At 62.6% G+C, this 12,969-nt stretch carries 13 protein-coding genes; 8 read left to right on the top strand and 5 right to left on the bottom strand.

Going from position 1 to position 12,969, the window contains the following annotated elements:
- The first annotated feature begins 27 nt into the window (after positions 1-27).
- Positions 28-1,185, top strand: a complete 1,158-nt coding sequence (locus tag A6U98_RS16660; protein ID WP_064651525.1) for an adenosylhomocysteinase — start codon at positions 28-30, stop codon at positions 1,183-1,185.
- Positions 1,186-1,204: 19 nt separating this feature from the next.
- On the opposite strand, the gene A6U98_RS16655 is transcribed toward A6U98_RS16660, so the two are convergent.
- A complete protein-coding gene (locus A6U98_RS16655; RefSeq protein ID WP_064651523.1) occupies positions 1,205-2,200 on the bottom strand; it encodes a zinc-dependent alcohol dehydrogenase family protein in 996 nt (331 codons plus the stop codon).
- A 142-nt stretch (positions 2,201-2,342) separates the two neighbouring features.
- Here A6U98_RS16655 and A6U98_RS16650 point away from each other — a divergent pair, with 142 nt between their 5' ends.
- The gene (locus tag A6U98_RS16650; protein WP_064651521.1) at positions 2,343-3,194 is read left to right on the top strand and encodes a LysR family transcriptional regulator; all 852 of its coding nucleotides are present in this window, start codon (positions 2,343-2,345) and stop codon (positions 3,192-3,194) included.
- A 13-nt stretch (positions 3,195-3,207) separates the two neighbouring features.
- Here the strand turns inward: A6U98_RS16650 and A6U98_RS16645 are convergent, their stop codons facing one another.
- A complete protein-coding gene (locus A6U98_RS16645) occupies positions 3,208-4,104 on the bottom strand; it encodes a LysR family transcriptional regulator (RefSeq protein WP_064651519.1) in 897 nt (298 codons plus the stop codon).
- Positions 4,105-4,265: 161 nt separating this feature from the next.
- On the opposite strand from A6U98_RS16645, the gene A6U98_RS16640 reads away from it, so the two are divergent.
- The 4 genes from A6U98_RS16640 (at position 4,266) to A6U98_RS16625 (ending at position 8,969) form a co-directional block, all read left to right on the top strand.
- The gene (locus A6U98_RS16640; protein ID WP_064651516.1) at positions 4,266-5,705 is read left to right on the top strand and encodes an FAD-linked oxidase C-terminal domain-containing protein; all 1,440 of its coding nucleotides are present in this window, start codon (positions 4,266-4,268) and stop codon (positions 5,703-5,705) included.
- Complete coding sequence (glcE, locus tag A6U98_RS16635; RefSeq protein WP_064651514.1) at positions 5,702-6,901, top strand: glycolate oxidase subunit GlcE; 1,200 nt, start codon at positions 5,702-5,704, stop codon at positions 6,899-6,901. Before A6U98_RS16640 ends, glcE begins: the two co-directional genes overlap by 4 nt.
- A gap of 251 nt (positions 6,902-7,152) precedes the next feature.
- Complete coding sequence (gene glcF, locus A6U98_RS16630; protein ID WP_064651512.1) at positions 7,153-8,463, top strand: glycolate oxidase subunit GlcF; 1,311 nt, start codon at positions 7,153-7,155, stop codon at positions 8,461-8,463.
- Between the two features lie 65 nt (positions 8,464-8,528).
- Positions 8,529-8,969, top strand: a complete 441-nt coding sequence (locus tag A6U98_RS16625; RefSeq protein ID WP_064651510.1) for a hypothetical protein — start codon at positions 8,529-8,531, stop codon at positions 8,967-8,969.
- 138 nt (positions 8,970-9,107) lie between these two features.
- Here the strand turns inward: A6U98_RS16625 and A6U98_RS16620 are convergent, their stop codons facing one another.
- From A6U98_RS16620 to A6U98_RS16610, 3 genes are all read right to left on the bottom strand, one after another.
- The gene (locus A6U98_RS16620) at positions 9,108-9,782 is read right to left on the bottom strand and encodes an outer membrane beta-barrel protein (protein WP_064651508.1); all 675 of its coding nucleotides are present in this window, start codon (positions 9,780-9,782) and stop codon (positions 9,108-9,110) included.
- 119 nt (positions 9,783-9,901) lie between these two features.
- Positions 9,902-10,594, bottom strand: coding sequence for a L,D-transpeptidase (locus tag A6U98_RS16615; RefSeq protein WP_064651506.1), 693 nt, complete (start codon positions 10,592-10,594; stop codon positions 9,902-9,904).
- Positions 10,595-10,832: 238 nt separating this feature from the next.
- On the bottom strand, positions 10,833-11,582 hold the full coding sequence (locus A6U98_RS16610) for a L,D-transpeptidase (RefSeq protein ID WP_064651504.1): 750 nt from the start codon (positions 11,580-11,582) through the stop codon (positions 10,833-10,835).
- Between the two features lie 249 nt (positions 11,583-11,831).
- Between A6U98_RS16610 and A6U98_RS16605 the strand changes: the two genes are divergently transcribed.
- Together A6U98_RS16605 and A6U98_RS16600 are read left to right on the top strand one after the other, a co-directional pair.
- Positions 11,832-12,461, top strand: coding sequence for a DNA-3-methyladenine glycosylase I (locus tag A6U98_RS16605; RefSeq protein ID WP_064651502.1), 630 nt, complete (start codon positions 11,832-11,834; stop codon positions 12,459-12,461).
- A complete protein-coding gene (locus A6U98_RS16600; RefSeq protein ID WP_064651500.1) occupies positions 12,458-12,964 on the top strand; it encodes a hypothetical protein in 507 nt (168 codons plus the stop codon). Before A6U98_RS16605 ends, A6U98_RS16600 begins: the two co-directional genes overlap by 4 nt.
- The last annotated feature ends 5 nt before the right edge of the window (positions 12,965-12,969 follow it).

The raw sequence follows: 12,969 nt of genomic DNA, 5'->3' as shown, positions 1-12,969 counted from the left end.
CACCAATACGCAAATAGGAAAGAGATGATGGAAAAGAGCGCAACCCGCATCGACTGGATCGGCAACAGCTGCCGGCTGCTCAGGGCGACGGCCGCCGAATTCGAGCGGACGCGTCCTTTCGAGGGCCTGTCGATTGGCACCGGCATCCACCTGGAGCCGAAGACGGTGGCGCTGCTGATGACGCTTCGCGCCGGCGGCGCGCGTCTCGTCTGCACCGGCAATCTCAACAGCACCCAGCCTTCGACGGTCGAGTTCCTGCGTTCCCAAGGCATCACGGTCTTTGCCACACAGACGACCGATCCCGCCGCTCATCATCAGAGCCTCGAAGCGGTCATTGCCGAAAGGCCGGATCTGCTGCTCGACAATGGCGGCGATCTTTTCGCCATCGCGGCGGAAAAACCCTACGCCAATCTCCGCGGCGGCACCGAGGAAACCACCTCCGGCCGCACCCGGCTGCTGCCGCTGCGCGAGCGCCTGAACATGCCGATCCTCGTCATCAACGACAGCCCGATCAAGCAGTTCGCCGAAAACAGGCATGCCGTCGGCCAGAGCCTGTTCGAAAGCTACCTCCGCTTCACCAACCGCTCCACCAACGGTAAACGCGTGACGGTCTTTGGCTACGGCGCCTGCGGCAAGGGCACGGCTGCCTGTTTCCGCAATGGCTTTTCCACCGTCAGCGTCGTCGATATCGATCCGGTGACGACACTCGAAGCTCATCTCGATGGTTTCGTCACGCCGCTGCGCGATGCGGCGATCCGCTCGGCCGATATAATCGTCACCGTCACGGGTTTTGCCAGCATCGTGACGGCAGCCGACCTGCCGCTCGTCAAGGACGGCGCGATCCTGATGAACGGCGGCCATTTCCCGCATGAGATCGATGTCGAAGCCTTCCGCCGCCATCCCGATGTCATCGGCATCGACCGCTACGAGGCCGACCATATCGAGACCTTCCATCTCAGCGACAGCCGCTCCTTCCATGTGCTGGGCGATGGTCACATGGCCAATCTCGCCGGCCCGCGGCCGCTCGGCAATACGGTCGAGTCGATGGATCTCGGCTTCACCCTTCAGGCCCGCTGTCTGGAACGTATCGCCAGGCACGAGGCCGGTCCCCAATCCTGCCTCGTGCCTGTGCCGGCTGATATTGATGCTTTGGTGGCAAGCGCCTACCTCGATCTGGCGCGTTAATTCCGCCGATGGATTAAGATCAGTCGATCTCGACGACAAGCTTCCCGTCCGCCTGCCGGGTTTCGATCAGCCGATGCGCCTCATCGGCTTCGGCAAGGGTGAAGCGGTGGGAGTCGAGCTTCGGCATGACCTTGCCGGCTTCAGCGAGCTTCGTCATCTCCCGCATGATCTCACCGTGATGGGCGCGTCCTTCGCCGGTCAGAAGCGGCAGCAGCGTGAAGACGCCGGAATAGGTGGCGGCCTTGAAGGAGAGCGGTGCCAGCGCGTGGCTTCCCCAGCCAAGGCAACTCACGACATGGCCGAACTGGCTGACGGCTCGGAATGCCGTATCGAGCCCCTGGCCGCCGACCGTATCGTAGACCAGTTCGAAACCCTTGCCGCCGGTGTGTCTTGCGACATAGGTTTCAACCGTTTCCGCGTCGCGATCGATCGGCGTTGCGCCAAGGCCGGCGAGATAGTCTGCTTTCGACGCGCCGTCGACCACATAGACCTCGGCTCCAGCAGCCTTGGCGATCTGCGCGACGATATGGCCGACACCGCCGCCGCCAATCACGAGAACCTTCTGGCCGGCCTTGACCCCGGCGCGGTCGACAAGCCCCTCCCAGGCGGTGATCGATATCAGCGGCAGAGCGGCTGCCTCGCGCATCGACAGGTTCTGCGGCTTTGGCGCCAGCAGCGCGGCGTCGACAGCTGCAAATTCGGCAAGCGATCCCTGAACGCCGCCGACCCCGCCGGTCATGCCGTAGACCGCGTCGCCCTGGCGGAAACCGCTGACGCCAGCCCCGATCTCTTCGACGATGCCGGCCATATCGATGCCGACAATGGCGGGAAGCGGATGGCGGGCATGGGCCGCATTGCCGGCCCGGATCTTGAGGTCGAGCGGATTGACGCCGCTTGCCATGATGCGCACCAGAACCTGGCCTTCGCCGGGCACCGGTTTTGCAATACCGGCGATGCGCAATGGCGAGTTCGGCATTTCCGCCAGCAGCGCTTTCATCGTTGATTGTACAGACATGGCGGTCTCCTTCGTTCGCATCGTGGCGTCCGTAGGGCGCCCGCAGCAAGTTGTTCTGGAAGTAAGATGGTTCATTGAAACACGAATGAAAATGAAAGATAACGACTGAAGTCCATGCATTTTTGTTTGGCGGATGCGAGCGATGGAATGGAGTGACCTCAAGCTGTTTCTGGCGATCGCGCGGTTCGGCACGTTGGGGTCAGCAGCCCGCAGCCTCGGACTCACGCAACCGACGATGGGCAGGCGGCTGCGTGCCCTTGAAGCCTCTCTCGGCCAGACGCTTTTTCAGCGCACCACCGATGGCTTCGTCTTGACCGACGAAGGCACAGCCGTGTTCGCCGGCGCTGAACGCATCGAGGAGGAGGCGCTCGCCATGGAGCGCGTCCTTGCCGGCGGCAGCCGTCAGCTCGATGGTTTTCTCAGGCTGTCCTCATCCGACTGGTTCGGCGCGCATGTGCTTTCGCCGGTGCTGGCGGAATTCTCGCAAGTCCATCCGAAGGTAGAGATCGAATTGCTGACCGACAGCCGACTTCTCAACCTGTCGCGACGCGAAGCCGACCTCGTCTTCCGCATCCAGCCCTTCACGGAAGCGGAGGTCATATCGCGCAAGCTCATCCATATCGAATACGGCCTTTACATCAGACGCGGCGCGCAGCACCCCGAAGCCGGCGACGGCAGGGGCGCCCGCCTCATCACCATGGACGAGGCTTTTGGCGACATGCCGGATGTCGGCTGGCTGCAACGCCTGTTGCCGCGGGCCGACATCGTCATGCGCAGCAACAGCCGCGACGTGCAGGCAGCGCTCTGTGCCAATGGAGCCGGGCTCGCGGTCCTGCCGCGGCCGCTCGGCGATTCTCTTGCCGCCATCGAACTGGTCGATCTCGGTGAACCGCCACCCGGCCGCGACACCTGGGTCGGCTATCACCGCGACATGAAGCGCCTGGCGCGGCTGCGCGCCCTGCTGGATCTCGTCATCGAGAGATTGGCGGGCTGAACCGGCGCTGCCATCAGCGCTCCCAGTAGGGGACCGGCCCATAAAGCTCTGCCAGATAGTCGATGAACAACCGCACCTTGGCCGGTAGGAACTGCCGGCTGGGATAGACGGCCGACAGCGCGACATTGTGCGAGCCCTCATAGGCTGGCAGCACCTGCACCAGCCGGCCGGCCTTGAGCTCTTCGCCGATATCCCAGGTGGAGCGCAGCGCGATCCCGAGGCCGGCGATCATAGCCTCGCGGATCACCTCGCTGGAATTGGTGATCAGCATGCCTTCCGGCCTGAGACTCAGCGCCCCGTCCGGCCCTTTCAGCCGCCAGGTATCGTTATTGTGGGCCGGCAGGCAGCGGTGGTGTTTCAGCTCTTCGATATGCTTTGGCTCGCCATGCGCTGCAAGGTAATCCGGTGAAGCGCAGAGCAGCCGGCGCACCGGCGCCAGCCTTCGGGCAACAAGGCTCGAATCGGTGAGTTCGGCGATGCGGATCGCCAGATCGAAGCCGCCACCGACGATGTCGCTGAATTCGTCGGTCAGCACCAGGTTGATCGCAAGCTCCGGGTGCGCCTCCATGAAATCCTTGAGATGCGGCGCGATATGCATGCGGCCGAAGGAGGTCGGGGCCGAAATCTTCAGCGTGCCGTGCATCTGCGCCGAGCGGCCGGAAATGTAGAATTCTGCCTCCTCCAACCCGGCGAGAATGCCGAGAACGCGGTCGTAGAATCCCTGTCCGGCTTCCGTCAGTGAGATCTGCCGCGTCGTGCGCTGCAGAAGCCGGGTACCGAGCCGGTCCTCCAGCCGCTTGATCCGTTTGGAGACGACGGCCGGGGAAAAGCCGAGCGCCCGCCCGGCGAGCGACATGCTTCCCGTTGAAACGACCTTGGCAAAGATTTCGAGATCACCCAGATTGGTCATAAGGTTTTGCGACTTTTTCCCCTTTTGGCATAAGTGCTTAGCATTTGCGCCACTTTCGGGAAAGTGCTAAGCCGGTCTATCGGCGGCAGGGAGGTTCGCGGCCGGTTTCCGCTGTCATCTTCCCGCTGTCATTCCCCCTCGTCAGGGCCAGGGAGAACGCCATGTCCGACGCCATTTCGTTTCTCGCCCCGCGCGCTAACGTGCTGGCGCGCCGAGCCCAGATCGTTGCCGATCTGACCGATCTTCTGCCGCCGGAATGCCTGGTGCATGAGGCGCGCGAGCTGGTGCCGTTCGAGACCGACGCCTTCGTATCCTACCGCCGCTTGCCGCTCGCCGTCGCCCTGCCGCGCACCACGGCTGAGGTTTCGGCCGTCATGCGCTATTGCAACCGCTACGGCATTCCAGTGGTGCCGCGTGGCGCCGGTACCTCGCTCTCCGGCGGCGCCATTCCGCAGGAGGATGCCGTAGTACTCGGCCTGTCGAAGATGAACAGCATTCTCGAAATCGATTTGCCGAACCGCGTCGCCGTGGTCCAGGCTGGTGTCACCAATCTCAATATCTCCGAATCCGTCTCCGGGGACGGCTTTTTCTATGCGCCTGACCCGAGTTCGCAGCTTGCCTGCACGATCGGCGGCAATATCGGCATGAATTCCGGCGGCGCCCACTGTCTGAAATACGGCGTCACCACCAATAATCTGCTCGGCGTCATGATGGTGCTGGTCGACGGCACGGTGATCGAACTCGGCGGCAAGGCGCTGGATGCGGCAGGTTATGACCTGCTCGGCCTCGTCTGCGGCCATGAAGGCCAGCTCGGCATCGTCACCGAGGCGACGGTGCGGTTGATCGCCAAGCCGGAAGGCGCGCGCCCGGTACTCTTCGGCTTCGAGAGTTCGGAGGAGGCCGGCGCCTGCGTTGCCGATGTCATCGCAGCCGGCATCATCCCGGTTGCGATCGAATTCATGGACAAGCCGGCGATCGAGATCTGCGAGGCCTTCGCCCATGCCGGATACCCCCTCGATGTCGGCGCGCTGTTGATCGTCGAGGTTGAGGGATCGGAAGCGGAAATGGATGCCGCGCTGAAGGACATCGTCGAGATCGCCCGCCGGCACGCTGTGAAGACCGTGCGCGAGTGCCAGTCGGCGACCGAGGCGGCGCTGATCTGGAAGGGGCGCAAATCCGCCTTCGGCGCCACCGGCCGCATCGCCGACTATATTTGCATGGATGGCACCGTGCCGCTCAGCCAGCTTTCCTACGTGTTGAAAAGAACCGCCGAGATCGTCGATCATTATGGCCTGCGCGTCGCCAACGTCTTCCATGCCGGCGACGGCAATATGCACCCGCTGATCCTCTTCAATGCCAATGATCCCGAGGATGCCGCCCGCGCCGAGGCGGCCGGCAACGATATTCTGAGGCTGTGCGTCGATGCCGGCGGCTGCCTCACCGGCGAACACGGCGTCGGCATCGAGAAGCGCGACCTGATGCGCCACCAATATTCCGAGGTGGATCTCGTCCAGCAGATGGCGGCGCGCGCCGCCTTCGATCCCGGCTGGCTCCTCAACCCATCGAAGGTCTTCCCGCTCGAAGGGCGCCCCGCCGCATGATCGATCTGATGCCGACGAGCGAGGAAGAGGCAGCAGTGATTGTCCGCGCCCATGCGGAGGCCGGACGGCCTTTGGCGATCTGCGGCGGCGATAGCCGCTCGGGCTTCGGCAATGCGGTTGCCGCCGAGGACCGGCTGCGCTCGACCGGGCTTACCGGCATCGTCGCCTATAATCCCGGCGAAATGGTCATGACCGTCCGATCGGGCACGCCGCTTGCCGAGGTCGAGGCGGCACTTTCGGAGAGCGGCCAGATGCTCGCCTTCGAGCCGATGGATCATCGCCCCGTGATGGGCACCTCCGGCGAGCCGACCATCGGCGGCGTCTTTGCCGCCAATATCTCCGGTCCGCGCCGGCTGATCGCGGGTGCTGCCCGCGACAGCCTGCTCGGCGTGCGCTTCGTCAACGGCAGGGGCGAGATCATCAAGGCCGGCGGCCGGGTGATGAAGAATGTCACCGGCCTCGATCTCGTCAAGCTGATAGCCGGCTCGCATGGCACGCTGGGCTTCCTCACCGAAGTCACCTTCCGCGTGCCGCCGCGCCCGAAGACGGAGCGGACGGTGGTGCTATCGGGTCTCAACGACGCCGATGCGGCAAACGCCATGGCGGCGGCGATGGCGCTGCCGGTCGAAGTCTCGGGTGCCGCGCATCTGCCCTTGACGGTGACGTGGAAATTCCTCGCCGGCAAATTGCCCGAGGGCGAGGCGACCGTTCTGCGCATTGAAGGCCTGCCGGGCTCGGTTGACGTGCGCATCGAAAAGCTTGCCGCGGCAATGTCGGGCTTCGCCACGGTCACGCGGCTGGAACAGCCGGAAAGCTCCAGGCTCTGGCAGGAAATCCGCGACGTGCTGCCCTATGCCGACGGCACGGCGCGGCCAGTCTGGCGCGTCTCGGTCGCCCCCGGCACCGGCCATCAGCTGGTCGCAGCCCTCCGCCTCGAGGCCGGCGTCGACGCCTTCTATGACTGGCAGGGCGGCCTCGTCTGGATGCGTATGGAAGCGGCCCCCGAGGCCGAACTGGTCCGCCGCTACATCAAGGCGCTCGGCGGCGGCCACGCAACGCTGATCCGTGCATCAGGTCAGGCGAGGGCGGTTACATCAGCTTTCCATCCGGAACCTGAGGCAGTGGTGATGCTGTCACGGCGGGTGAAGGAGAAGTTCGATCCGGCCGGCATATTCAATCCGGGGAAGATGGGATGAGGGATAAGATGGGTCTGCGTCTGGGTTACCCCCCTCTGTCGTGCCGGACATCTCCCCCACAAGGGGGGAGATTGGCTGGGGGCTATGACTTCCCCAAACAATTCGGGCACTGCGATTCCGACACCGCAGATAGGAAGCGATGGTCTAACCTCTTGCCGATCTCCCCCCTTGTGGGGGAGATGTCCGGCAGGACAGAGGGGGGTATTGCAGGCACAATATCAAGCATCCTCCCCAAGCGGAGATCCCGCTAGATGCAAACAAACTTCACCCTGACCCAGCTCCTCGATCCTGATGTCGCCGAATCCGAGCAGATCCTGCGCAAATGTGTCCATTGCGGTTTCTGCACCGCCACCTGTCCCACCTATGTAACGCTCGGCAACGAGCTCGACAGTCCGCGCGGCCGCATCTACCTGATCAAGGACATGCTGGAAAACGGCCGGCCCGCCGATACCGAGGTCGTCACCCATATCGATCGCTGTCTCTCTTGCCTTGCCTGCGTCACCACCTGTCCCTCCGGCGTCGATTACATGCATCTGGTCGATCACGCCCGCGCCCATATCGAAAAGACCTACAAGCGCCCGTTCATGAACCGGCTGACGCGCGCCATCCTTGCCGCCGTGCTGCCCTATCCCGGCCGTTTCCGCCTGGCGCTCAATCTCACCCGCCTCGGCCGGCCCTTCGCCGGCCTGATGCGGGGTGGCGCACTGAAACCCTTTGCCGCCATGCTCGCGCTTGCGCCGCGCCGCGTGCCCGCAGCTTCGGACTTCGCAAAACCCGGCAGCTATCTGCCCGAGACGGAACGGCGCGGCCGGGTGGCGATCCTTTCCGGCTGTGCTCAGCCGGTGCTCGATCCCGGCATCAACGCGGCGGCGATCCGCCTGCTGACGCGCTTCGGTGTCGAGGTCGTGATGCCGGAAGGCGAGGTCTGCTGCGGCTCGCTGGTCCATCACATGGGCCGCGCCGAACAGGCGCTCGAAAGTGCGCGCGCCAATGTCGATATCTGGATGCGCGAGATCGACGGGCAGGGCCTCGACGCGATCATCATCACCGCTTCCGGCTGCGGCACGACGATCAAGGACTACGGCCACATGCTCCGCCTCGATCCTGTCTATGCCGCAAAGGCGGCCAGGGTCTCGGCGCTGGCCAAGGACGTCACCGAATATCTCGCAACCCTCGACCTGCCGGCGCAGATGCCGAAAGGCATCACGGTCGCCTATCATTCCGCCTGTTCCATGCAGCACGGCCAGCGCATCACGCTCGCGCCGAAGCAATTGCTGAAGGCGGCGGGCTTTACGGTGCGCGATCCGGCGGAAGGCCATCTCTGCTGCGGCTCCGCCGGCACCTACAACATCATGCAGCCGGAGATCTCGGCCGCGCTGAAGGCGCGCAAGGTCAAGAACATCGAGGCCACCAAGGCCGATATCATCGCCACTGGCAATATCGGCTGCATCACCCAGATCGCCACCGGTACCGGCATGCCGATCCTACATACGGTCGAACTGCTCGATTGGGCCTACGGCGGCGCTGTGCCGGAAAAATTAACAGGTTTGCCGTTAGGCTGAGACCTATTGCAGCGCCGCGCATCTTTTCGAGAGCCGCAAAGGACGCTGTCTCGGGAGATTAGGCGATGTGGCGTGGAATGATCGTATTTGCTGGACTGCTCGGTGCGGCAGGCACTGCCCATGCGGATAGCCGTTATTTCTGTTCCGCCGATGACAAGGAAGCGCGCTTCACGCTGGAAAGCGGATTCGAAAGCGCTGCCGGCCACAAGCTCAACCATTTCCGCGGTGCGCTGATCGTCAAGGATCCGGCCCAAGAGGCCGTATTCGGAAAGCGTGCTTTCGAATCGCAGCACCTGACCAACCATTGGTCGCATAACGGCGAACTGCTCATGGAAGTCTTCGACGGCGGCGAGGATGACACCGGCGGCGCAACGCTGGATCTGGTGGTCGTCGCCGGCGAGCGCGGCAAGCCGACGGCAAATTTCAGCGGTAGCTATTCCCTGACGATCGAAGGCGGTGAAAAACCCTATGCCGTCGAGGGTAAGGTCAGTTGCGGCACCAAATAGAGCAATTTCAGGAAAAGTGCGAAGCGGTTTTCCCAGGCAAAGCGCAAAGGTTTTGCCGGGAATTGCGTAACAATAAAAGGTTAGAGCGGTTCTGCGCTTTTATGCGCTGAACCGCTCTAACGCCGCAGCTGAAATTTATTACCAGTGGAACGATACGCCGACGTTGACGGCATTCGTGAAGATGTTGGTCTTCAGGTCCACGCCGCTGTCGATCGGAACATCGACGCGCGAATAGGTTCCCTTGTATTCGACGAAGGTCGACCAGCGTTCGGTCACCTTGAAGTCGACACCGGCCTGGGCCTGCAGTGTCACGCCGCCGAATTCATAGGCCCAGGTCTTGCCCTCAGGGCGAATCACTTCGACATGCGGAATGTTCACGCCGATACCGGCGCCGAGATAGGGCGTCCAGCGGCGGGTCGGATCCTGGAAGCGATAGAGACCGTTCACCGTGATCAGGTTCAGGCCATCGGTGAATTCGAAATGCGACCAGCCGGCCTTGGCGAGCGTATCGTCGTCCGCATAGACCTTGTCATGGGTATAATCGAGCGAGATACCCCAGTTCGGCTTGTTGAAATTCTCGAGCCACCAGGTGACGCGGGCACCGTAATAAGGCGGGCTGCCGAAGGACTTGCCTTCCCAGCCGGCGGTGAAATGCGTGCCGTCGGAAAGATCGACGCCGCTGTGCGGTGCGGTCTGATAACCGCCGTAGATGGAGAATTGCAGATCTTCCGCCGAGGCGGAAACTGCCGAACAGATGGTAAAAAACGCAATGCCCGCAAGCAGGGAAGCTGAGGAACGCAGCGCAGATGTCATTGAATAGCCCCGATATAATATGTCGACTCTTAGGCACGTGTGCCAGCTTTTCGCCGCAAAGTCTAAGCAAAACAAAAGGCGCGTCAAACTGCGCCTTTCGTTTTTTTGGTAAGTGTTGCTCAGCCGCCGAACATGGTGCGCAGCACGTCGATGCCCCTGTCCTCGAACGCCACCTTGCCCTGCCTGTTGCCGGGGCCGATGACGATCACCTTGGTGCCGACAGGGGCGCGATCGTAGAGATGGGTCACATCCTGGTTCATCATCCGGATGCAGCCGGAAGACATGTTGAGACCGATCGTCCAGGGCTGATTGGTGCCGTGGATGCGGAAGATCGTGTCGCGGCCGCCCTGGTAGAGATACATGGCGCGGGCGCCGAGCGGATTGTCCTCTCCGCCTTCCTGGAAAGCAGGAATAATATGTCCCTTCGCGGCTTCGCGGCGGCGCATCTCGGCCGGCGGCGTCCAGCTCGGCCATTCGGCCTTGCGGCCGATCTTGACGACCCCCGACCAGCCGAAGCCGTCGCGGCCGACGCCGATGCCGTAGCGGGTGGCGCGATTGTTGCCTTCGACGAGGTAGAGATACTTGTTGTTGGTATCGATGATGACGGTGCCGGTGGCCTCCGTCGTTACCAGGCGCACTTTCTTGCGCTTGAACTGCGGCTTCACATATTTCGGCATCTGCGCGACGCGCACGATCTGCGCCGGGCGCCGTGCATTGTCGGACGCGGAGCCGGCGGGTGCAGCAAAGGCGGATGTGGACATCAAGGACAGGACAAGTCCGGCAGCAGCCAGACCCGGCATTAGTTTGATCATGATCGATTCCCCTCAAGCAAATCCGCTCGAAGCTACATGAACTTCTGCCCGATTCAAGATCGGTGTGGCCGGATAAAGCATTTTTGGAGAAGGGGAGCCGGATGTTCTTGCGGCTCCTACTGCATAATTTATCCTCAAATCGAAGTCGACTTAAGGAGAAATTATGCAGCAATTTAAAGGTTACAGCGCCATTTGCGCATCAGAAAAGGCGCGCGGCGCTGTAAGTATTGCGCCGCCGTTACATGACGATGACGCGGGTCCCCACATTGACGCGGTCGTAGAGGTCGACAACGTCTTCGTTGCGCAGGCGGATGCAGCCGGAGGAAACGGCGCTGCCGATCGACCAGGGCGCATTGGTGCCGTGGATGCGGTAAAGCGTCGAGCCGAGATACATGGCGCGGGCGCCGAGCGGGTTTTCCGCCCCGCCGTCCATGCGCGCCGGCAGGTAATGGCCCTTGGCGGCTTCGCGGCTGATCATCTCGGAAGGCGGCGTCCAATCCGGCCATTCGGTCTTGCGGGTGATCTTGTGGGCGCCTGCCCATTCGAAGCCCGGCTTGCCGACGCCGACGCCGTAGCGCCGCGCCTTGCCGCCTTGCATTACCAGATAGAGGAAGCGGTTATTGGTATCGATGACGATCGTGCCGGGCTTTTCGGTGGTGTCGTAATCGACCATCTGCGGCAGGTATTGCGGCTCGATCGGACGGCGGATCGACGGGATGCCGGGATTGATCGCCGAAACGGTCTGCGGTGCCGCCTGCGGCACCTGACGCAGCACGCGGCGCTGGAAAAGGCCGCGCTGCTGCTGGCGGACGACCGGCCGCTGATAGACGACGGGACGAACCCTGCCACCGCCCAGCTGGTTGATCCAGGGCGCGGTCAGATCGGGGCTGAGCACGACGGGCGGGCGGGTGGCGTAGCGGTCGTCTGCAAGGGCGGCCGTGGAGAAAATGCCGAAGAGGGCTGCGGCAAGAACAAGCTGTTTCATCATCGGACGAACTCTCTACAAAATGACCGAAAATGCGCTGGCGGGACATGTCCGCCCGGGCGGAGATGTTCCGCCCGGCAAAGACGCTGCCACCCTATCCGCCAGCGAATGGTAAAGATCGATTCACGAAAAGCCGACCGACCGGATAAACTTTTCGTCAGGGTTACCGTTCGGTTTGGAAAGACGGTTTGCAAATGGTAAAGCCGGAATCATCAGCAGAGAACGAAGCGGATCCCCGCAGAATGAAGGCTCATGAGCGCGACAGGCATCATCATCGGCGAGGACGGTAAGAGCCGCTGCCACTGGCACGCCAATCTGCCCGATTATCTCCGATACCATGACGAGGAATGGGGTCGCCCGGTCACCGATGACATCCGCCTCTTCGAGAAGATCTGCCTCGAAGGCTTCCAGTCCGGTCTTTCCTGGCTGACCATCCTGCGCAAACGCGAGAATTTCCGCGCCGCCTTTTCAGGTTTCGATTTCGAAAAGATCGCCCTCTTCGGCGAAGGGGATGTCGCTCGCTGCCTTGCCGATGCCGGCATCATCCGCCATCGCGGCAAGATCGTTTCGACCATCAACAATGCCAAGCGTGCAATCGAGCTCAGGGACGAATTCGGCTCGCTCGCCCATTATTTCTGGCGCTACGAACCCGGCCATAACGAGCGGCCGGCGGTGGTCGACCGCGAGCATATCATCGCCAATCCGACGACGCCGACATCGGGGGTCATTTCGAAGGATCTGAAGAAACGCGGCTGGACCTTTGTCGGCCCGACCACAGTTTATGCTTTCATGCAGGCGATGGGTCTCGTCAACGATCATCTGGACGGCTGCTTCTGCCGGCCCGAGGTCGAGGCGATGCGCACCGCCCTGGTTCGTCCATGAAAGATCACTCCGTGAGAACACTGATCGCCGCCGCTGCCCTTTTCCTCCTGACCGTCTCCGCCATGGCGCAGACGCCGCAGCTCGATCCCGGCGAGAAGCTGGAGAAGCTGCAATTCCCGGCCGTCACCATGCAGTTGAAGGGCTGGACGAAGTTCGGCAATGGCCATGTCTATACGCTGCCGGTGCGCGCCGGCCAGCACCTAAAGATCAGCTTTTCGACGAAAAGCAAATTTGCCTTCTTGGCGATTTTCGACCTGTCGAAACCGGATGACGAGGCCTTCTTCGGCACCGACGAGGACGGCATGAGCTTCGAGACGACGGTCAAGGAAAACGCCACCTGGCTGCTGCGTCCCTATTATTCCAAGGTCTCGCCGCGCCGCGGCCTCGGCGCTCCCTTCAGCATCCTGATCGAGCCGTTGGCGGCTGCCCCGCAGCAGCCGAAACCGCCGGCCGAGCCGGAGCGCCCGTCGCTGTTCCCGAAGGCCCCGCCGAAGCCGCAATGAGGCAG

It is taken from the genome of Rhizobium sp. WYCCWR10014, assembly GCF_001657485.1.
Classification (GTDB): domain Bacteria; phylum Pseudomonadota; class Alphaproteobacteria; order Rhizobiales; family Rhizobiaceae; genus Rhizobium.
Note: the sequence above shows the minus strand (reverse complement) of the source record. Positions and strands in the feature narration are given on the sequence as shown.

Excerpts from the sequence above, each read along its gene's own strand:
- A6U98_RS16660 (WP_064651525.1), top strand. The coding sequence starts at position 28 with ATGGAAAAGAGCGCAACCCGCATCGACTGGATCGGCAACAGCTGCCGG.
- A6U98_RS16655 (WP_064651523.1), bottom strand. The coding sequence starts at position 2,200 with ATGTCTGTACAATCAACGATGAAAGCGCTGCTGGCGGAAATGCCGAAC.
- A6U98_RS16650 (WP_064651521.1), top strand. The coding sequence starts at position 2,343 with ATGGAATGGAGTGACCTCAAGCTGTTTCTGGCGATCGCGCGGTTCGGC.
- A6U98_RS16645 (WP_064651519.1), bottom strand. The coding sequence starts at position 4,104 with ATGACCAATCTGGGTGATCTCGAAATCTTTGCCAAGGTCGTTTCAACG.
- A6U98_RS16640 (WP_064651516.1), top strand. The coding sequence starts at position 4,266 with ATGTCCGACGCCATTTCGTTTCTCGCCCCGCGCGCTAACGTGCTGGCG.
- glcE (WP_064651514.1), top strand. The coding sequence starts at position 5,702 with ATGATCGATCTGATGCCGACGAGCGAGGAAGAGGCAGCAGTGATTGTC.
- glcF (WP_064651512.1), top strand. The coding sequence starts at position 7,153 with ATGCAAACAAACTTCACCCTGACCCAGCTCCTCGATCCTGATGTCGCC.
- A6U98_RS16625 (WP_064651510.1), top strand. The coding sequence starts at position 8,529 with ATGTGGCGTGGAATGATCGTATTTGCTGGACTGCTCGGTGCGGCAGGC.
- A6U98_RS16620 (WP_064651508.1), bottom strand. The coding sequence starts at position 9,782 with ATGACATCTGCGCTGCGTTCCTCAGCTTCCCTGCTTGCGGGCATTGCG.
- A6U98_RS16615 (WP_064651506.1), bottom strand. The coding sequence starts at position 10,594 with ATGATCAAACTAATGCCGGGTCTGGCTGCTGCCGGACTTGTCCTGTCC.
- A6U98_RS16610 (WP_064651504.1), bottom strand. The coding sequence starts at position 11,582 with ATGATGAAACAGCTTGTTCTTGCCGCAGCCCTCTTCGGCATTTTCTCC.
- A6U98_RS16605 (WP_064651502.1), top strand. The coding sequence starts at position 11,832 with ATGAGCGCGACAGGCATCATCATCGGCGAGGACGGTAAGAGCCGCTGC.
- A6U98_RS16600 (WP_064651500.1), top strand. The coding sequence starts at position 12,458 with ATGAAAGATCACTCCGTGAGAACACTGATCGCCGCCGCTGCCCTTTTC.